This window comes from Marinobacter sp. NFXS9, from assembly GCF_040148665.1.
In the GTDB taxonomy this organism is placed as follows: Bacteria; Pseudomonadota; Gammaproteobacteria; order Pseudomonadales; family Oleiphilaceae; genus Marinobacter_A; species Marinobacter_A mangrovi.
On the sequence record NZ_JAGDDW010000004.1, the window covers coordinates 16,786 to 35,610 of the forward strand.

At 62.6% G+C, this 18,825-nt stretch carries 16 protein-coding genes; 2 read left to right on the forward strand and 14 right to left on the reverse strand.

The window, feature by feature from the left end; genetic code table 11:
• Positions 1 to 11: 11 nt before the first annotated feature.
• Genes J3364_RS08010 through J3364_RS08040 form a run of 7 tightly spaced genes read right to left on the reverse strand, consistent with a single transcriptional unit; the run spans position 12 to position 8,309 of the window.
• Positions 12 to 515, reverse strand: coding sequence for a glycosyltransferase family protein (locus J3364_RS08010; RefSeq protein WP_123635947.1), 504 nt, complete (start codon positions 513 to 515; stop codon positions 12 to 14).
• Positions 516 to 524: 9 nt separating this feature from the next.
• Positions 525 to 1,619 (reverse strand): glycosyltransferase family 4 protein, encoded by a 1,095-nt coding sequence (locus J3364_RS08015; protein WP_349557852.1) that lies wholly within the window; start codon positions 1,617 to 1,619, stop codon positions 525 to 527.
• Complete coding sequence (locus J3364_RS08020; protein ID WP_349557853.1) at positions 1,597 to 2,952, reverse strand: O-antigen ligase family protein; 1,356 nt, start codon at positions 2,950 to 2,952, stop codon at positions 1,597 to 1,599. The genes J3364_RS08015 and J3364_RS08020 overlap by 23 nt, the downstream gene beginning before the upstream one ends.
• 8 nt (positions 2,953 to 2,960) lie before the next feature.
• The gene (locus J3364_RS08025; RefSeq protein ID WP_349557854.1) at positions 2,961 to 5,222 is read right to left on the reverse strand and encodes a polysaccharide biosynthesis tyrosine autokinase; all 2,262 of its coding nucleotides are present in this window, start codon (positions 5,220 to 5,222) and stop codon (positions 2,961 to 2,963) included.
• Positions 5,223 to 5,234: 12 nt separating this feature from the next.
• Positions 5,235 to 6,371, reverse strand: coding sequence for a polysaccharide export protein (locus J3364_RS08030; protein WP_349557855.1), 1,137 nt, complete (start codon positions 6,369 to 6,371; stop codon positions 5,235 to 5,237).
• Between the two features lie 47 nt (positions 6,372 to 6,418).
• Entirely contained in the window at positions 6,419 to 6,895 is a 477-nt protein-coding gene (locus J3364_RS08035; RefSeq protein ID WP_349557856.1) for a low molecular weight protein-tyrosine-phosphatase, read from the reverse strand.
• Between the two features lie 19 nt (positions 6,896 to 6,914).
• Positions 6,915 to 8,309: an undecaprenyl-phosphate glucose phosphotransferase gene (locus J3364_RS08040; protein WP_349557857.1), complete on the reverse strand. Its 1,395-nt coding sequence runs from the start codon at positions 8,307 to 8,309 to the stop codon at positions 6,915 to 6,917.
• 936 nt (positions 8,310 to 9,245) lie between these two features.
• On the opposite strand from J3364_RS08040, the gene J3364_RS08045 reads away from it, so the two are divergent.
• Positions 9,246 to 10,190, forward strand: coding sequence for a ketopantoate reductase family protein (locus J3364_RS08045; protein WP_203143367.1), 945 nt, complete (start codon positions 9,246 to 9,248; stop codon positions 10,188 to 10,190).
• Here the strand turns inward: J3364_RS08045 and J3364_RS08050 are convergent.
• Together J3364_RS08050 and J3364_RS08055 are read right to left on the reverse strand one after the other, a co-directional pair.
• Positions 10,182 to 10,745 (reverse strand): nucleoside 2-deoxyribosyltransferase, encoded by a 564-nt coding sequence (locus J3364_RS08050; protein WP_349557858.1) that lies wholly within the window; start codon positions 10,743 to 10,745, stop codon positions 10,182 to 10,184. The two genes, J3364_RS08045 and J3364_RS08050, sit on opposite strands and share 9 nt — an antisense overlap.
• A 14-nt stretch (positions 10,746 to 10,759) precedes the next feature.
• Positions 10,760 to 11,554, reverse strand: a complete 795-nt coding sequence (locus tag J3364_RS08055; protein ID WP_349557859.1) for an SDR family oxidoreductase — start codon at positions 11,552 to 11,554, stop codon at positions 10,760 to 10,762.
• 227 nt (positions 11,555 to 11,781) lie between these two features.
• Between J3364_RS08055 and J3364_RS08060 the strand changes: the two genes are divergently transcribed.
• On the forward strand, positions 11,782 to 12,327 hold the full coding sequence (locus J3364_RS08060; protein ID WP_123635990.1) for a YaeQ family protein: 546 nt from the start codon (positions 11,782 to 11,784) through the stop codon (positions 12,325 to 12,327).
• Positions 12,328 to 12,329: 2 nt separating this feature from the next.
• Here J3364_RS08060 and J3364_RS08065 read toward each other — a convergent pair whose 3' ends face one another.
• The 5 genes from J3364_RS08065 to J3364_RS08085 all read right to left on the reverse strand — a co-directional run bounded on the left by J3364_RS08065 (position 12,330) and on the right by J3364_RS08085 (position 18,729).
• Positions 12,330 to 12,884: an META domain-containing protein gene (locus J3364_RS08065; RefSeq protein WP_349557860.1), complete on the reverse strand. Its 555-nt coding sequence runs from the start codon at positions 12,882 to 12,884 to the stop codon at positions 12,330 to 12,332.
• Positions 12,885 to 12,890: 6 nt separating this feature from the next.
• On the reverse strand, positions 12,891 to 13,172 hold the full coding sequence (locus J3364_RS08070) for a YebG family protein (protein WP_349557861.1): 282 nt from the start codon (positions 13,170 to 13,172) through the stop codon (positions 12,891 to 12,893).
• 97 nt (positions 13,173 to 13,269) lie between these two features.
• A complete protein-coding gene (locus tag J3364_RS08075; protein ID WP_349557863.1) occupies positions 13,270 to 14,622 on the reverse strand; it encodes a sigma-54-dependent transcriptional regulator in 1,353 nt (450 codons plus the stop codon).
• Complete coding sequence (locus tag J3364_RS08080; protein WP_349557864.1) at positions 14,619 to 16,424, reverse strand: sensor histidine kinase; 1,806 nt, start codon at positions 16,422 to 16,424, stop codon at positions 14,619 to 14,621. Before J3364_RS08080 ends, J3364_RS08075 begins: the two co-directional genes overlap by 4 nt.
• A gap of 112 nt (positions 16,425 to 16,536) precedes the next feature.
• The gene (locus J3364_RS08085; RefSeq protein WP_349557865.1) at positions 16,537 to 18,729 is read right to left on the reverse strand and encodes a TRAP transporter permease; all 2,193 of its coding nucleotides are present in this window, start codon (positions 18,727 to 18,729) and stop codon (positions 16,537 to 16,539) included.
• Positions 18,730 to 18,825 lie beyond the last annotated feature (96 nt).

Genomic DNA, 18,825 nt, shown 5'->3' on the forward strand with positions numbered 1-18,825 from the left:
CCTTGCCGGCCTTACAGGACGCTGCCCAGGTAGACCGGGCCGCGTGCGTTGTCGTTGTCCGCCAGGTGCTCCCACTGGGTGCAGCACAGGTCGACGAACTTCGCCGCCATGCGACCGGAGGTGGACAGGCATTCGGCGTTGGCCACGCTGTCCACCCAGATCACCCGGGTGCCGGTGAGTTTGGCGGCCACCGCCAGCAACAGGCCCGGCAGCGCACCGGTGGTGATCAACAGGTCCGGACGCAGGCGAAGCATCAGCCCCAGCCCGCTGCTGAGGCAGCGCAGGGCGTTAAAGCGTTCGCCGGCGTTACAGTCGGGAATGCGGTAGTAATCCGCACCGATGGCTTCCGGCGGGGTTTCCCGGGAAGTCGAGACAAAACTCAGACGCCGGTCGCCCTGATCCAGCAGATCCTCCAGCACCATCAGCTGTTTCCAGTGGCCACCAAACGAGGCGGCCAGCATCAGGTGCTGGGCTTTTTGCCGCGTCGTCGGACGGGCGGTTTCCGCAGTCGTCATGCTGTCCTCCTAAGATGCCAGGCCGGCGCGACTTTGCTGGTACTGGGCCAGCATGGTGTTCACTTTTTCATCCCAGGAATAGCCGCGCACGCTGCGCTGCAGGGATTCACCCAGGGTGTCGAGCTCCGGTGACCGACGGGCGGCTTCCAGGACCGGGGTGAGGCTCCCGGGCGCGTTGAAATCGATCAGGTAACCGCCGTGGCCTTCCACCAGCTCGCGGAACGGCGGGATGTCGTTGAGGATCGGGATCAGGCCGGCGCCCATGGCTTCCACCGCGGACAAGCCAAATCCTTCGAAGGACGACGCACTGACGAAGTAGCGGCAGCGGGCCACCAGGTCGGCGATGGCGTCCGTGTCGATGGCGCCGTGGAAAACGATGCTCTGCGGCAGGTTACGGGCCTGCAACCGCTCCAGGGTGCCGTCGAAGTCCCGCCCCACCAAGTGCAGTCGGGCGCCGGTGTCCGCTTCCAGGAAGCGGTCCACCAGGGCATCCACGTTCTTGTGGCTGGCCATGCGGCCGATGTAGACCATGTCTTCGGTACGTTCGGCGGGCGCGGCCGGCAGGAACTTGTCCAGCGCCACGCCGTTTTCCACCAGCATCAGCCGCTCGGGATCGGGAATGATCTTGCCAATCAACTCGTAGTCGTTGCGGCTGCAGGCGAACACCTTGTCCACCTTCGCCAGCGCCCGGGGCGTGATGAAGCGGTAGAACAGCTGCTTGATGCGAGCGAATTTCTCGGTGTGGAAATACAGACCGTGGGTGGTCAGGAACACCGATCCGCGGATGCGGTGCCGCAGGTAGATCATCTTGTCCAGCATCGAGTCGACGCAGTGGATGTGGAACACGTCGAAGCGGTTGACGGTGTCCAGGTCCAGCTTCAGCAGCGGGTACTGCCGGATGCCCCGAAACGGCACGCGGGTGATCGGGATGCCGTCCACCTCGTCCGTAGCCGGCAGTACCTCATTGTCAGCAAAGATGCGGTCCAGGGTCATGACTTCCACGTGATGCCCAGCCGCCTTCTGGCGCCGTGCGATCTGGAGAACCACGTCCTGGATGCCACCGACGGACGGGTGGAACTGCCTAACGTAATGCAGGATGCGCATGGGCCCCTCCCCGGAAATATTCCAGCAATTGCCGGTGATACAGGAACAGCATCACGAAATGCAGCCACACCAGCGGATAACGAATGAAGTTGTTGGACATGCAGTTGAGGATGAAATAGAGCAGTCCCAGCACCAGGAACAGCGCCACGTCCCGTTGCACGTCCAGCTTGGCGTCACGGGCCGTCCGATAGCTGCGCAACCCGGTTCGGAACAACACGAACACCAGCACGATCACCACCAGAAGCCCCAGGATGCCGGAGTCGAACAGGCTGGTCAGGAACAGGTTGGTGCCGCCCCGCCCGGCGTTCATGATGCCCCCGTGGGCGTATTTCTCCCGCAGGTCCATGCGGTCCACCAGAGCCTGGATGCTGCCGGCGCCGTTGCCCCAGAACGGTTCCTGCTTGACGAAGTACCAGGTCATTTCCAGCGCAAACAGACGGGAGTCCAGGGCACCGGCATCCTCACTGCTGTCTTCCAGCGTCTCCATGATGTTGAAGCGCTCAATCAGTGAGTGCGGCACGAACGGCGCCTTGAGCTGGATCGACAGGCCCATCATGAACACCAACACGACGCCCACGGCGATGATGCCAAACCGCCGGCGGACCAGCAGGAACAGCCCCAGGCAACCGAGATAGGCAAACGTAGCGGTACGCCCGAACGACAGGATCAGGGACATCACGCAACCCACCAGGGCGATCTGGAAATGCAGCGGCTGGCGAATCAGGTGCTTGCCGCAGATCGTGAGCAGCAGGGCCACGTAGCCCATGAACATGGCGTGCCAGTCGGTTTCGGTGAAAATCGACTCTGCGCGCGGGAAACCGACGGTTTCCGCGTGGGAGACCCCCAGGTCGATGCCGACGAAATAGCCGGCAATCTGGGCGAAAGACAGGGCCGCACAGAACACGCCGATGACGATCAGCGCATTGAGGGCCTTGATGACGCCATTCTCCCGGTCATAGAGGTAGGTGTAGGTCAGCGTCAGGTAACCCAGCAGCAGGAGCTGACCCATGATGATCACCAGATAGTGATGCATCGAGATGATGGTGCCGCCAATGGCGGGTATAAACAGACTGAGCCACCAGGCCACGAAGACATTGAACTCCGGCCGCCAGCGGAAACGCCGCACCATGATGCCGTAATGGAAGGCGAGCATCAGGATCACGATGATGAACGGCTTGAGATTCGCCATCCGGCCGATATCGATCTTGACGCTCTCCAGGATCGTCATGAAGACGAAGAACAGCACCATGCCGTCCCGCGCCCGCTGGATCAGCAGGCGCGAGCGGTAGTTCGGAGCCGCATAGCGGTAGGGCGTGGCAATGTTCGCCGGCATGGTCGGGCCTAGTACTTGTACTGGTAAACGTAGTTGCCACGCTGCTGGTTCTGGCGATGCAACTGGACGTCGTTAAAGACAATCCCGCTGACCGACACGCCGGCCTGCTGCAACTGCTTGGCGGACTGTTCCAGCTCCCGCATGGGGTGGTTCCGGTCCTTGACCACCATCAGCGAGGTGCCGGCAAGGCGCCCGATGATCGCGGCGTCCGTGACCGCCAGGATCGGCGGCGCATCCAGCAGCACGTAGTCGAAGTGTTCCGACAGCTCCAGTACCTTGCGACCGAAGGATTCGTGCAGCAGCAGCTCCGCCGGGTTCGGCGGCAGCTGGCCGCCGCTCAACAGGTGCAGCCCCGGGATGGTGGTCTTGCGCACGTAGTCCATGGGCTGACCGTCGCGGGTGATCATTTCGGTCACGCCCTGGTCGCGGCGCATGCCCAGCATCTGGTGCAGGCGGCCCTTGCGGATGTCCGCGTCGATCAGCAGGATCCGCTTGCCGGACTGGGCCAGCACGGCGCCCAGGTTGAGAGTCACGAAACTCTTACCGATCTGCGGGCTGGGACCGGTCATCATGATCAGGTTGTTCTTGGCGCCCAGCAGCGAGAAGTGCAGCGTCGTGCGCAGACTGCGCAGACTTTCCACCGCCTTGTCGTCCGGCGCCACGTCGGCCAGGATGCGCGGCTGACGCGAGGTCTTGCGGTTCATCTTGGTCTGGCGATCGCTGTGGATCACGGTCGCGTAGACCGGCAGGCCAAGGTTGCGCTCGATCTCGTCCGGATCCTCAACGCCGCCCCGCAGCGCCCGCAGGATCAGCACTAGGACCACGCCCAGGAAAGCACCGGTGACACACGCCAGCATGACAATCAGCTTGCGGTTGGGGGCGACGGCGCTGTGCATGGGTACGGCGTTGTCGATGATGCGCACGTTACCCACGGTGCCGGCCTTGGCCACTCGCAGCTCCTGAGCCACGGAGAGCAGTTTGGTGTAGAGCGACTTGTTCACTTCCACATCCTGGCTCAGGCGCAACAGTTTCTGCTGGGCCTTTGGCAGGGTCTCGGATTTCTTATCGAGATCCGACTGCTTGCTCTGGAGGCGGGCGATCTTCTGGTCGATCGCGATCATGGTCGGATGATCCGGCTTGAAGCGCTGACGCAGTTCGCTCCGTTTCTGTTGCAGTTCCAGCAGTTCCTGGTCGACCTTGACCGCCGAGTCCAGCATCACCTTGGTTTCTTCGTCCAGGTTCACCGAGCCATACTCAACCCGGAAGTCGTTGTAGGCTTCTTCGGCGGCGGTCAGCTTCTTCTTGAGTTCCGGCAGCTGGTGCTCGAGGAACTCCAGCGACTGCTGGGCCTCGGCGGAATTACGGGCGATGTTCTGCTTGACGTAGACCTCGGAGATCTCGTTGAGGATCTCGCTGGCCTGCTCCGGGTCGCTGCCGGTCAGTGACAGGCCAAGGATGCCGGAGTTCTTGCTGCGCTCGTAGACCGAGAAGTTGCCCTCAACGTGTTTGATCGCGTCCAGCGGCGTCACCCGTTCCATGGTGAAGTGCGTACCGGGCCGAGCCACCAGCCTGGAGATTTCGACTTTCAGGCTCTGCTGGTTGCCGTAGTCGGTTTCGGATACCTGGCCGACCTGACCGGTCATCAGCAGTTTGCCTTCCGGGTCTTCGACCTTGTACTGGCCGTTCTGCCCCGCCAACACGGTCAGCGGCGTGCCGACCAGGCTATTCGGCACTTCCAGGTTGTCCAGGGTGATGGATTCGCCCCCCCAGGCATACTCGCCCATGCCGAACATGGGGTCGGCCAGCCCCTCGTTATGCTTCTCGAAATAGCGCGCGTAGGTCGACCCGACCATGGGCATATACTGCGGCCAGGCGCTGTATTCCAGCCCCAGGTTCTTGACCGCGGTCCCCAGCACCATCCGTGATTTGAGGATTTCCACATCGGCAACGATGGGCGGCTCCTGTGACATCAGGGACGAGGGGTCGCTGCCCAGCTGGCGCAGACCGATGGGCTTCTGCTGCTCGATCTGCAGCAGGGCGTCGGTCTGGTAGACCGGCGGCGCCGTCACCGCGTAGCCGATCCCCACCAGTGTCGCCAGCAGCGTCACCAGCAGGATCAGCCCCTTGCGCTCCATCAGGATGGCGAAGTAGTCCCCCAGCCTGATGTTCTCATCACCCAGCGTGTCCTGATGCAAGACCGGCACGGGCGCGGCTTGCGCCTGCCCTGCCGCCCCCGGGCGCTCCGAGGTAAAGTTATCCGAGTTCTGCATCGTCATCCCTGCCTATTGCCGGTTATTGAAAATCGGGTATTTGGTGTTACTGGCCGATTCAAGCGTGCTGACGGTGTTCATCAGGTTGCTGATGACACGGTTCCAGCGCACGATGCCAGCGGTTTCCACATAGACCAGGTCGCGCTTCTCCAGCTGGAAGCGGTCCGCCAGCAGCATGGCGTCCACGGAACTGGCGTCCAGGTGGAAGATCTTCGGATCGGGTCCCGGGCGCAGCACGAAGATCTGTCCCGGATCGGAGGTCGCCGGGTTCACACCGCCGGCGTCACCCAGTGCTTCGGCCAGGGTCTTGCGGCTGTTCTCGATCTGGTAGCCGCCGGGATAGACCACTTCGCCCATCACGAAGACCTTGTCGTTCTTAATGTCCGGCACGCTGATCACGTCGCCATTCTTGAGCATGAAGTCCGGCGGCGTTTCGGCGTCTTCATACAACGCCTGCAGATCCACCCGATAGGTCTTGCCATCGCGACTGAGGGTGACCTCGCGCTTGTCGGCCAGCTCGGAAAAACCGCCGGCGCGGTTGACCATTTCCAGCAGGGTCGGCGGCACGTCATCGATGGTCTGGACACCGGGCGCTTCCACCTCGCCCACGACGTACACCCGCTGACTGCGGTAAGACACTACGCGCACATCCAGCTGGATGTTCTCGATGTAGGGATTCAGCGCCACAGTGAGCGCTTCCCGGATTTCCTGGATGGTCTTGCCCTTGACGTAGAGCCGTCCGGCGTAAGGGAAGAAGATGTAACCGTCGCTGTCCACCAGGTTGCCGGCCTGTTCGGCCGAGCGGAAGGAGCCCGCCGGGATGGTCAGCTCGGGGTGTTCCCACACGGTGATCGACAGGACATCACCCGGTCCCACCTCATACTGGTAGTCCGTCTTGGCGACGTTGCCGTCCGGCTGAACCATGGGCACGTCCCGAGGCTGGTTCATCATGGAGGCAATCAGGTTGGCGGTGATCGGATGCACGTCCACCTTGACCGGAGACTGGTCCTCATCGGTCCGCAGCGTCACCGAATCCGGTACGCCGGTGCCCTCCATTTCCATACCGGGAGCCACGGCACAGCCCTGCAGCACAAGCGCTACGGCGACTACCGCCCAAAATCGTCGATCAAACATCACGTCGCGCAACATACGTTCCTTCCCTACTCAAACATTGAAAACGGTCTTGCCGGCGCCCCTCAGGCATCGGCCAGCGCCACCGACAGCCGCTGCACCCAGTCCGCAGAGCACTGGTTCAGCAGTTGAAAGGACGCTTCAAACAGCGAGTAATTGCCCCGGTAGGGATCCGGCACCTGCGCCCGGCGCCAGTGGCCGATCAGGAACACCTTGCCCCGGGCTTCGGGGAACTCGCTCTCGATGTACTGTTTCTGGAAATCTTCCATCACCAGGATCAGCTCGGCCCAGGCGATCATTTTCCAGGCCACGCGCTGACTCCGGTGCTGGCTCCCGTCCAGACCATTGTTCTGCAGGACCCGCTGGGCATTGGGATCGGCGGGCCGACCGTCGATCGTGGAAATACCGGCCGAGCGCACCTGCACCTTGGCCATGCCCTGCTTCTGGAAACCGTCCCGGAGCATGACCTCTGCCATCGGGCTTCGGCAGATGTTGCCGACGCACAGCACCAGGACTCGGGAAATCGTCAACGCCGAACTCACGTCTTGCACCCTGACCTACTCAGTAGGCCTGTTGGCCGGTGAAACCACGGAAGATGGTCCACCAGATGATTTTCAGGTCGAGCCACAGGGACCAGGCGCGGATGTACTCCAGGTCGTAGTCGATCCGGCCGCTCATCAGATCCATGGTGTCGGTCTCACCGCGGAAACCGTTGATCTGGGCCAGTCCGGTAATGCCCGGTTTGACCTTGTGGCGCAGCATGTAGCCCTGGATCTGGCCGCGGTAGTACTCGTTATGCGCCACCGCATGAGGACGCGGGCCGACGATGGACATGGTCCCCGCCAGCACGTTGAAGAACTGCGGCAGCTCATCCAGGGAAGTCCGGCGCAGGAAGGCACCGAACGGAGTGATCCGGGGATCGGACTTGCGCGCCTGGGGCACGTCGGGTCCGTCCTCGCACACGCTCATGGAGCGGAACTTCCAGACCTTGATCTTCTCGCCCCGCATGCCGTAGCGGGTCTGCTTGAAGAACACAGGCCCGGGCGACGACAGCTTCACGCCGATGGCGATCAGCAGCATGGGAATCGCGATCAGGGCCAGGATGCCCAGCGACAGCACCACGTCTTCGAGGCGCTTGCTCCACCCGTGATCCACCAGCGGTGTGTCGTAGATGCTCAGGGCCGGAATGCCCTGGATGCCGGTCATCCGCGAGTGCAGCAGGTTGAAGCTGAAGACATCCGGAATCAGGTAGACCGACACGGTGGTGTCGGCGAGCCGATCGATCAGCGCATGAATACGCTCTTCGGCGCGCATCGGCAGGGTGACGTAGACAATATCGATCTGGCCATCGCGGGCGTCCCGATAGAGCTGCTCCAGTCCGCCCTTGACGTTGACCTCATCGCCCTCGAGGCGGCGCTCCGGATCGCCCGTTGGCTCCCGGTCGTCGTAGTAGCCGGCCACCCGGTAGCCCATCCAGGGAACCCCCTGCATGGACTGCACCAGACGACTGCCCAGTCGGTTGGCACCGACCACGGCCACCCGGCGCGGCTGGGTACGCTGGGCCCGGTACAGGGAGAGGAATTCACGCCGTGCCCAGTGCAGAAACACCATCACCAGCGGGGTCAGTGTAATCCAGGTCAGCACGGCACTTTGGTCCACGACCTGCACCAGGCCGAGCAGCAGGGCCACGGTGAAGGTGACCAGCGCCGTGGCCGCCCAGGCGCCCAACAGGCGGTAGGCCAGCTTGGGCGTAGACAGGCCTCGCCACATGTAATACACCTCGTTGCTTTCGGCGAAAAAGCCGAAGCTGATCACCGCCAGCATGCCGAGGAAGGTGTAGGTATTGCCCCAGGCCGCACCGGTCAGGTTCAGTACGCCCCAGAGCATGAAGAGCACAAGAACACAGTCAAATGCCCGGAAAAAGGCCAGAATCCGGGAATGGTGCAGCCTGATCACAGGTGGCTGCCGATCCATAACCACGGACTGCGGCGTAACGTCTTTTAAGTGGTGCCCACCCATAACGCGCTCCATGTGTTTTAGGAGCCTGTCATTAGCTCCTTTAGGTCTGCACTCCAGGAACTTCCGGAGCGTGCTTCTGTCCACACGCTTTGCAGCGACATGCGTCGAAAATTGATCGTGCGTGTCGCTCTACGCGTCAGACAGGAAACTCACAGACATTCCTGGAATTGCGGCTGCATAATCCAGACCAGTCACGCCAGCACCATTTTGTTTTCAGGCAATATGTCGCTGGACCGCTGATCTCCCGGGCCTTGTCGGCTGAGGCCAATTACGGTGCGTGAGCAGGCACTAACCGGTCAATGTAGGCAGCGTAGGCATATCGCCTTTGTTAAACGGTGCAAAACAGCGCAAAGCCCCGTCTCATGCGCCCCAAAAGCATGCGCTAGAAGCCATGAAGATCAGACTACAATGCGATGAAATTCGCGTAAGGTAGATGTAACGCGTTAAAAGCTGCGGAAAGGGCTGAAAAAGCGTAGTCTATGCCGCACTTTGGGCGCCCCTTGACCGCTTTCCCGTGCCCTCCTGACAGCATTTTCGATCTGCGATATCTCTCCACGCCCCTGCCACGCTCTCCGCCGCCTGATCCGAGACGAACACCCTGTCGAACCGACGCCCGACATTCGGAGGATTGACGCCGTCCGGGGTTCGGGCGAGGATAGCCGGCAGGGAAATAACAGGGCAGGCTGCACCGCAGACCTCCCATAACCACAAAAGCCCCATCGGTTTTATCCCGTCCGGCTGTATTCCCGCCCTCCTCGCACAGGCAAGAAAAGCCCTCCATCGTTGAATGGGGAAGGCTCGCGCCTGCCTGATTACCGGGCCGGTTCAGGAGTTCATCAGAAACTCCCTAACGACTGTAAGGAGTCACGCACCATGTCAGACAAACCCAGCATCCTGATCGTCGGCGCCGGCGCTATCGGCAGTTTCTACGGCGCCATCCTCAAGCGCGCCGGTTGCCCGGTCAGCGTCGTGATGCGCTCGGAATACGACGCCGTGAAGGCCAACGGCATCCAGATTGAAAGCGAACTCGGCGACCTCTCCTACCGGCCGGACCATGTCTACCGCGACGGCGATTCTCCGGAAACCGCACCCGACTACCTGATCCTCTGCGTCAAGGTGCTGCCGGGCGTCGACCGGACCGCATTGATTCGTCCCTGGCTGGGCGACAACACCCGCATCGTGCTGATCGAGAACGGCCTGGATATCGAGCGCGAGATCGCCGACGCCTTCCCGCAAAATCCAGTGATCAGTTGCCTGGCCTTTATCGGCGTCAGCCGTGTGGGCCCGGGGCAGATTCACCATAACTCGTACGGCCGGCTGGTGATGGGGCAATTCCCGAAAGGCATCAGCGAGGACTGCCAGACCCTGTCCGACCTGTTCAATGCCGGAGGCATCAACGTCAAGCTGACGGAGGAAGTGGTGGGTGAACGCTGGCGCAAGTGCCTGTGGAATACGCCGTTCAACCCGCTGTCGGTACTGGCCGAAGGGGCGGACACCGATACCATTCTGGACAGCGACGGCGGCGAAGACCTGATCCGCGCGCTGACCGAGGAGGTGATCCAGGTGGCCGAGGCCGACGGCTATCCGATGGACCGTTCGATCATCGACAAGCAGATCGCCGGCACCCGCAAGATGACCGCCTACAAGAACAGCATGGCGCTGGATTACCTCAACGACCGGCCCATCGAGCTGGATGCGGTGCTGGGCAACGTTGTGGCCATCGCCAAGCAACACGGCGTGGCGGTGCCGCACCTGAACACCATGCTGGTGGCCCTGCGCATGCGCGAGCATCTGAAGGCCAGGGAAGCCTCAGCCTGACAACTGCTTTCTGAGATGCGCCACCGCCTGACGGAACAGCGCCTCGTCGAAATAATCGGCAGGCGCAAAACCGGCAGGTGGATACGCTCGCCTTCCCTGCAGCATCACGCCGCCGGCCCGGGCGAGGCCGCAATCCAGCATCAGGTTGTCCGCCAGCCCGAATGGCTCGATGGCCGCGCCGTTCGGGTCGGTGTCTTCGCCCTCCACACGCGCGTTATAGGGGGTTTGGCACACCGTAAACCCGACCGCCGGCTTCCCCTGCCCCAACATGTACCCCAGCTCGTACACGGTACCGGCGTCCGCACTCGGGCCCCGGAACGGCGTCAGGTTGGCAATCAGGCCGTCCGCCTGTTCCATCAGGGTAAGATTGGCGTCGTAGATGGCCCGGGCAGGATCGGCTTCATGCTCGATGTTGATCGCGTTGTCCGACGGCGACAGGCCGACCAGTCCGGCCTCCGACAACAGCGCCTTCTTGCGCTGGTCGATTCGGTCACGGACGGCCGCCGGAAAAAAGACCTCTGGTCCGGCCAGGTACACGCTCGGTTGTGGCGCCATGGAAACCTCCAATGTCAGTTGCGGCCCTTGGTCAGGCGGAACAGCATTTCCGGTGCGATGCGCTTGACCCACAGCGCCGCCATTTCCTTGCCTTTGCCGACCGGGATTTCCCGCTTCTTCGCGCTGAGCCCGTTCACCACGACCTCTGCGCATTCGTCCACGTCCATGCCGCCGGCGATGTCGTCGTCCACCCGGCCAAACGCAGAACCGTCGGCGGCCAGGGCGTTCTCCGCGATGGACGTCCGAATGAAGCCGGGCACGATGGTCGACACGTAAATGCCAGCGTCTTCCACTTCCGCCCGCAGGGCATCGAAGAAGCCCATAACCGCGTGCTTGGCGGCGCAGTAGCCGGTGCGTTGAGGCACGCCCACCTTGCCGGCCACGCTGGCGGTGACGGCGATGTGTCCCGCTCCGCGTTCCAGCATGTGCGGCAGGACGGCCTTGGTGAGGGCAATCTGGCCCATGACGTCGACGTCCATCAGTTTCTGGTAGACGCTCATGTCCGTGTCCTTGCACAGCGACCGCTGGGACAGGCCGGCGTTATTGATCAGCAGGTCGATGGCGCCGAACCGGTCCCGCACCGTCTGCACGGCCTTGGGCAGGGCGTCCCAATCCGTAACGTCCAAAGGCAGGACCAGCACCTGTTGTTCGCCGAGCCCGGCTTCGATACAGCGAGTTGCCACGCGCTGGAGCTCGGGCTCGCGCCGGGCCGACAGCACCAGGTTGGCGCCGTCCCGCGCAAAGCGTACGGCCAGGGCTTCGCCGATGCCGGACGACGCACCGGTAATCCAAACGGTTCGGGTGGTCATGAAAGCTCCTTGTTATGCTTTTATTGAGGCGTCCAATGTAACCGAAGCGCCCGGATCAACACAGGGCCGCCCGTCACTGGCCCGCCTGCGGGCCGCGCTCTCAACACCTGTCACACCGCTCTGAATGGGCACTCCGGCACGCCAGTACGAATGTGCTTTACCCCATGCACCGCTTGCCCGAGAATACCGGCTGGCTGTCACCACCCATTGATTCAGAGAACATCGCCATGGCCCTGAAATCCACGGTCTTCAAGGCTCATATCAACATTGCGGATATGGACCGGGATCACTACGCCGACCACGCCCTCACGCTGGCCCGGCACCCGTCGGAGACCGATGAGCGGCTGATGCTGCGCCTGCTGGCGTTCGCGCTTTACGCCGACGAGTCGCTGCAGTTCACCAAGGGGCTGAGCACCGACGATGAACCGGATCTGTGGCAAAAGAGCCTGAGTGACGAGATCGAGCTGTGGATCGAGCTGGGGCTGCCGGACGAGAGCCGTATCCGCAAAGCCTGCGGCCGTTCGGAGAAGGTGGTGATCCTGGCTTACGGCGGGCGCGCCGTGCCGATCTGGTGGGACAAGCTGCAGGGCAAGGTCTCGCGCTTCGACAACCTGGTGATCCTGCAGATCGATGCGGAAGACAGTCAGGCGCTTGCGGCCCTGGCGGAGCGCTCGATGCATTTCCAGTGCACCATCCAGGATGGGCAGGCGAGCTTTGGCGACGGTGAGCAGATCGTCACGATTGATCCGGTGCGCCTCTACCCCGAAGCCTGACTCTATTTGAGCCGTTTCACCTGCGCCTTGAGCACCGCCAGCGGCTGGCCAGTCTTGTTGAGCAACAGAAGCTCGTCGTTATCCTGCTTCACGCCGACCGTCTGGCGCATCGCCTTCATATAGGGCCCTTCGACCGGCTCGTCGGGGCAGACATTCCGGGTGGCCGCCATTTCGGTGAAGCGGAATTCCCCGTCCACCACCGCGTAGGTGCCCTTGAAGTGGTTGCAACCGGCAAAACCGCCCACGCGGCCATCGTCGAGGAAGATGATAAACGGCGCCTGACTGCCCGACTCGGGCGCCGCCACCTTGTTGCCGCCCACATGCACCAGGCGCCAGATGGTGTTGGTAAAGCTGATTTTCGGTGCCGTGGATTCATCCTCCACCGGCACCGTGGTGCAGGCACTCAGCAGGCCGGCGGCCAGCACGATGGCAAGCCATCCGGTGCCCCGGCCTCGCCGTCCCGATATCCCCTGCCACAATCCATGAGAGGCCGATGCCCGGCCTTGCAGGCCGCGCATCATCCACAGTCCGAGCTGTGCCAGAGGGTTTCGGGTCATCGCTGTCTACTCACTGTCTTCCCTGGATGCATTCAGTAATGCGGGCTTCTTGAGGGCTTTCTGGAACAGGTCCTTTTCCTGGGCAATGCTCAGGGCACACTGCTCGGCCAGGTCGTCCGACAATCCCTCAACCCGGGACTGAAGAAATACCATAATTTCCTCGGACAACTCCAGCATCCGGTCACGGGCATCGGCATCCGCCTTGTTGGTGAAGAGCATCTTGTCGGGGTTCTTCAATGCCATTTCTTGCCCGTCCCTCTCCGAGAAATACAACGCTTGAACAGCCATACTGCGTTTCTCCTGTTATCGCTGCGTGAGCAGCGTTCAACGAAAAAGTAGAGGCAAGAATAGCACCCAAATACTGTATATAAAAACAGTATTCCAATTATTCCCGGAACTCGGCCTTGTCGAGCCCGTGCTTCTTCATCTTGTCGTAAAGCGTCTTGCGGGCGATCCCGAGCTGCACCATGGTGTCCTTCAGGCTGCCCTGGCAGGCGTTCAGGGCGCTGACGATAGCCGACCGTTCGAAGGCGTCCATCATCTCGCTCAGTGTTCGCCGGCCGGGGACGTTATCGGAAACCGCCACACCGGTTTCATCCAGTGCCGGCGCGCCCAGCAGCACGTAGCGTTCCGCCAGGTTGCGCAACTCCCGCACGTTGCCCGGCCAGGTGTGCTGCATCAGTCGGGCGGCCTGCTCGGCGTCCAGCGGCACGCTCTCCCGGTCGTAACGCGCGGCGGCAATCAGTACGAAGTGGTGGAACAGCACCGGGATGTCTTCCTTGCGCTCGCGCAGGGGCGGGATGTCCACCTTCACCACGTTGAGGCGGTAGTAGAGATCGGCGCGGAATTCGCCTTCGTCGCTGAGTTGCTTCAGATCGGACTTGGTGGCGGCGATCACCCGCACGTCCACATCCAGCGGCGTGTTGCTGCCCAGGCGCTCCACCTTGCGCTCCTCCAGCACCCGCAGCAGTTTCACCTGCAGGGCCAGGGGCATGCTCTCGACTTCATCCAGGAACAGGGTGCCCTTGTCGGCGTGTTCGATCTTGCCGATGCGGCGCTTGTCGGCCCCGGTGAACGCCCCCGCCTCGTGCCCGAACAGCTCGCTCTCGATCAGGTTTTCCGGCACGGCGCCGCAGTTGATGGCAACGAAGTTGTGGGTGCTGCGCGGGCTGTTCTCGTGAATGAAACGGGCCAGCGCGTCCTTGCCCGAGCCAGTCTCCCCGAACACCAGGATGTTGGCGGAGATGTCCAGCAGCGGCTCCACCGTGGCAATCACTTTCTGCATGGCCGGCGAGTCGCCCAGAATCCGCGGCCCCGGACGGGCTAACTGCCGCAGCTGTGCCTTGAGCCGGCGGTTCTCCAGCGCCAGGTGGCGCTTCTCCAGGGCGTGGCGCAGCAGTTCGATCAGCTCGTCGTGGTCGAACGGCTTCTCGATGAAATCGTAGGCACCGCGCTGCATGGCGGACACGGCGGTGCTGATGTCCCCCTGGCCGGTGAGGATGATGACGGGAATGGCTGCATCCATCGCCTGGACTTGGTCCAGCAGTTCCAGCCCGTCCATGCCGGGCATGTTGTAGTCGCACAGGATCACCCCGGTGTAGTCCGGATCGATCTGGCGCAGGGCCGAAGGCGCATCGGCGTAGCAGGCCACCCCCAGGTCTTCCAGCGATAGGGTCTGGGCCATGGCGTGGCGAATGGAATCCTCATCGTCGATAAAGATCACGTCGGTCTGGGTCATTCCACGGTCTCCCGTCGGGTCAGAGTGAGGATGAATTCAGCACCGTCGCCGTCGTTGCGATTGTGCCCAGTCAGGCGACCGCCCTGCGCGTCCACGATCTGGCGCGAGATGGACAGACCGAGGCCCAGCCCCTGCTTCATGGATTTGGTGGTAAAGAACGGCTCGAAGACCTGCTCGGTGTTGGCCGGCAGGCCCGACCCATTATCCCGGATCCGGCACTGCCAGCCTTCGTCGTTCGACCGGATGTCGATGATGATGCGCGGGTCGTCCACGCCCTCCACCGCCTGCACGGCGTTGGCGATCAGGTTCACCATCACCTGCTCTATGCGGATCAGGTCGCCGTGGATCATGACGGGCTCATCCGGGCGCTGCCAGTCGATGGTGACGCCCTCGCTGTTCTCCTGGGCGGTGATGATCTTCAACGCCGCGTCGATGGGCTGGCGCAGGTCAATGGACGACGGCGGGCCTTCGGACTTGCGGGCGAAGACTTTGAACTGCCGGGTCAGCTCCGCCATCTTCAGGCACAGACTGGCGATTTCCTGCAGGTTGGCGTCCACCATCGCCGTCTCGCCCCGCTCCAGGAAGCGGCGACTGTTGCGGGCGTAGGTCTGGATGGCGGTGAGCGGTTGGTTCATCTCGTGATTCAAACCCGCGGACATCTGCCCCAATACCGCCAGCTTGGCCGCCTGGATCAGCTCCTGCTGGGTTTCCTTGAGTTCGTCCTGGGCCTCTTCCCGCTGGCGAATCTCTTCCAGCAGCTGCTGGTTGGTATGCTCCAGGTCAGCGGTGCGCTCGGCCACCCGTTTCTCCAGTTGCACGCCGCGCTGGGCGAGCTCCGCCTCCCGGCGATAGCGCTCCCGCAAATACAGCCAGGTCAGGAAAATCCCGAGGAACAGCATGAAGCCGCCAATCAGGAACTGGATGCGGATCCACAGGATTGGCTGGGTGCTGACCATGACCTGCAGGGTCCAGTCCATCCGCGGCAGCGGGGTACGCAATTGCAAGTAGTCCTGGTCGACGCCCGGTTCGCTGACGTGGATGCGGGCCACCTTGGCCGACACGCCCCAGGGCTGGCCCAGCGGCGTGATCGCCATAGGCGCCAGGTCCCGGTTGGGGTAACGCAGGCTTGGCGCGGGATTGGGCGACTGGCGATCGAAATCCCGGTACAGCCAGTCCTTCCGGCTCGACAGGAAGCTAATGCCGTCATCGTCCAGCACCACCATTTCCGCGTCGTGCAGGGACGCCGGCCGCTGCCATTGGGATTCCAGTTCGTTCACCTGCACCTTCACGGCGATAACGCCGAGAATGTCGCCCCGTCCGTTTTTCACCGGGTGGGAAAAATACAGGCCCCGGATATCGGACGTGGTGCCCAGCGCAAAATACACCGCCGAGTCGCCGGTGCGCATGGCGTCCTGGAAATAGGGGCGAAAATCGAATACCCGGCCGATAAAGCTGTCCCGGCGCTGGTAGTTGTTGGCGGCGATGGTAAAGCCGGTTTGATCCATCAGGTACACGTCGGAACTGCCGACGATATTGGCCATACGCTTCATTTCCTCGTTGGCCTCGAGGATCAAGCGCTGGTTGTCCGGATTCAGCAGGACGTTTTCCATCAGCGGATGTTCGGCCATGAGTTCGGGAATCGGCCGATAGCGTTTTAGCTCGTTAGCCACGAGCTGGGTGTAGCGGAAGGATTCCTCGTGGGCTTCCTGTTCCAGCATCCGATAGCCGGCCCAGCCGCCGAGCAGCCAGGAAAAGCCGATCGTCACGAGGAAAAGGAGTACTGCCCAGAGTCGGTAGGTCATGGATGCCTGCTTATGAATGTCCGAGGCAAGCCTACCCCTGAGGCGGGCAAGGAACAACCGGCCGGGTGCGGCCGACCGGTTGTTGCCCGTGTGGTGACGGGTCACCGGAGGATCACGAGGCTCCCACGGTCTTGCCATGATCCGGGCGCCGCTGCTTCTGCATGAAGTAGGTGACCACCGCCAGGGCGATGCCCGCCAGGTCGGAGATCCAGCCACCGGCGATCATCATCAGGGCCGCCGCCAGCAACAGCAGACGGGTCAGGCGGGGTGCACCGGCCTGGAAGATCCAGCCTTGCACCGCACCGGACAGCAAGTACACCCCGAAGGTGGCGGTGATCAGCGCGCGGGCGATGGCCAGGACGCTGGCGTCCATCAGCAGGGCGCCGTTGTAGAAGAACATGAACGGCACGATGAACGCAGCCAGACCGATCCGGAACGACGCCACCGACGTTTCCATCGCATTGGCACCCGATATCCCGGCGGCGGCATAGGACGCGAGCGCCACCGGCGGCGTAATCGCCGACACCACCGCGAAGTAGAACACGAAGAAGTGCGCGGTCAGCGGTTCGATACCCAGCTGCACCAGACCGGGTGCCACCACCGAGGCGGCAACGGCGTAGGCGGCCGTAGTCGGCATGCCCATCCCCAGCATGATGGAAATCAGCATGGCAAAGACCAGCGCCAGCAACTGGCTGTGTTCTGCCACGCTCAGTAGCAGCGCCGAGAAACGGGCGCCGACGCCGGTCAGCGAGATGACGCCGACGATCACACCGGCGCAGGCACACACCGCGATGATCTGGATCGACATGATGCCGGCCAGTTCCAGCGCGTGCAGGATCGATCGAATCCCCATCTTGTGAGGCGACAGCCAGCTCACCACCACGGCCGAGACCATGGCCAGGGTGCCGGCGCGGATCACCGAGTAGCCCATGAACAGGGCCACCACCAGGATCAGGATGGGCGCGAACAGGTAGATTTGCTTGGCCAGCGTCTTGAACCGTGGCAGTTCGTCGGAGCGCATACCGCGCATGCCCAGCTTGGCCGCTTCGAAGTCCACCATGAAGAACACGGAGGCGAAGTAAAGGATCGCCGGGATGATCGCCGCGATGGCAATGTCGGTGTAGGGGATACCGGTGATTTCCGCCATGATGAAGGCGCCGGCACCCATGATGGGCGGCATGATCTGCCCGCCGGTGGAGGCTGCGGCTTCGACCGCGCCGGCGGTCTGTTTACGGTAACCCACCCGCTTCATCAGCGGGATGGTCAGCGAACCGGTGGAGACCACGTTACCGGCACTGGTACCGTTGATCATGCCCATCAGGCCGGAGGCAAAAATGGCCACCTTGGCGGGGCCGCCGCGGGAGCGACCGGCGCAGGCAAAGGCGAAGTTAACGAAATAATCACCCACCTTGGACGCCTGCAGGAAGGCGGCAAAGATGATGAACAGGATGATGTAGGTCGACGACACCGCGGTGGTCGGCCCGAGCACACCCGCATCGGTGTAGACCTGGCTGAAGAAGCGCTGGATCGACAGACCCGGATAGCTCAGGAAGCCCGGCAGATAGGGGCCCAGGAACACGTAGGCCAGGAAGATCAGGGCAATGACCACCAGCGCCAGACCGGCCACCCGACGGGTCATTTCCATGATCAGCGCGGTGCCGGCAATGGCGGCGAAGGAAATGCCGATGGGGGCAAAGGAGGTACCGGTGCTCATGCGCATGGAGGTGTTGTAGACCTCCAGGAAGTATGCCGCTGTGGCAATGGAGCACAGGATCAGCACCAGGTCCGGCAGGCTGAAGGCGGCCCGGTCACGCTGGTGGAACCAGCTCAGGACGATCGCACCGGCGGTCGCGACGAGCAGCGGCCAGCCGAAATGCCAGGTTTCCAGGTCCGGCGGCAGCCGCATGGTGCCGGCGGCAATCATCTGGTGAAAATTGAAGGTCTGGTACAGGGTATACAGCGCCGGCAACATCAGGACCGCGGCGATCCAGGTGGTCCAGCGATGACGGGCCTCGCCCTCCTGACCGGACACGAACTGGGCGCCGGTGTAGAGGAGGAAGCCAAGAATCAGGGCGCCGCAGACGTGCACGATCCGGAAGGACCAGGTCTCCATCGGCGCGATGTTCAGGGAGTACAGGTGGAACGCCGAGTAGGCAATCGACAGGACGATAACGGCCTGCAACATCCAGCCGGTGTATAGGCGGCGGTTGGACTCAACCGGCTCTTCATCCACACCATGGGCCAGCATGTGATCGTCTTCCGGTGCGGCCGGAGACGGATTCTTGTCGTGGGTATCAATAGTCATGATGCAACCTGATCGGAAAGAAAAATGACCGGGAGGCGGCCAGAGCGGACCGGCCGGGCGGCCGGTCCTGCGACTGTCGCGGGCGCGACAGGGGGC

What these genes read in the sequence shown, in the direction of transcription:
- J3364_RS08010 (WP_123635947.1), bottom strand. Translation starts at nt 515, where the DNA reads ATGACGACTGCGGAAACCGCCCGTCCGACGACGCGGCAAAAAGCCCAG.
- J3364_RS08015 (WP_349557852.1), bottom strand. Translation starts at nt 1,619, where the DNA reads ATGCGCATCCTGCATTACGTTAGGCAGTTCCACCCGTCCGTCGGTGGC.
- J3364_RS08020 (WP_349557853.1), bottom strand. Translation starts at nt 2,952, where the DNA reads ATGCCGGCGAACATTGCCACGCCCTACCGCTATGCGGCTCCGAACTAC.
- J3364_RS08025 (WP_349557854.1), bottom strand. Translation starts at nt 5,222, where the DNA reads ATGCAGAACTCGGATAACTTTACCTCGGAGCGCCCGGGGGCGGCAGGG.
- J3364_RS08030 (WP_349557855.1), bottom strand. Translation starts at nt 6,371, where the DNA reads ATGTTGCGCGACGTGATGTTTGATCGACGATTTTGGGCGGTAGTCGCC.
- J3364_RS08045 (WP_203143367.1), top strand. Translation starts at nt 9,246, where the DNA reads ATGTCAGACAAACCCAGCATCCTGATCGTCGGCGCCGGCGCTATCGGC.
- J3364_RS08050 (WP_349557858.1), bottom strand. Translation starts at nt 10,745, where the DNA reads ATGGCGCCACAACCGAGCGTGTACCTGGCCGGACCAGAGGTCTTTTTT.
- J3364_RS08055 (WP_349557859.1), bottom strand. Translation starts at nt 11,554, where the DNA reads ATGACCACCCGAACCGTTTGGATTACCGGTGCGTCGTCCGGCATCGGC.
- J3364_RS08060 (WP_123635990.1), top strand. Translation starts at nt 11,782, where the DNA reads ATGGCCCTGAAATCCACGGTCTTCAAGGCTCATATCAACATTGCGGAT.
- J3364_RS08065 (WP_349557860.1), bottom strand. Translation starts at nt 12,884, where the DNA reads ATGACCCGAAACCCTCTGGCACAGCTCGGACTGTGGATGATGCGCGGC.
- J3364_RS08070 (WP_349557861.1), bottom strand. Translation starts at nt 13,172, where the DNA reads ATGGCTGTTCAAGCGTTGTATTTCTCGGAGAGGGACGGGCAAGAAATG.
- J3364_RS08075 (WP_349557863.1), bottom strand. Translation starts at nt 14,622, where the DNA reads ATGACCCAGACCGACGTGATCTTTATCGACGATGAGGATTCCATTCGC.
- J3364_RS08080 (WP_349557864.1), bottom strand. Translation starts at nt 16,424, where the DNA reads ATGACCTACCGACTCTGGGCAGTACTCCTTTTCCTCGTGACGATCGGC.
- J3364_RS08085 (WP_349557865.1), bottom strand. Translation starts at nt 18,729, where the DNA reads ATGACTATTGATACCCACGACAAGAATCCGTCTCCGGCCGCACCGGAA.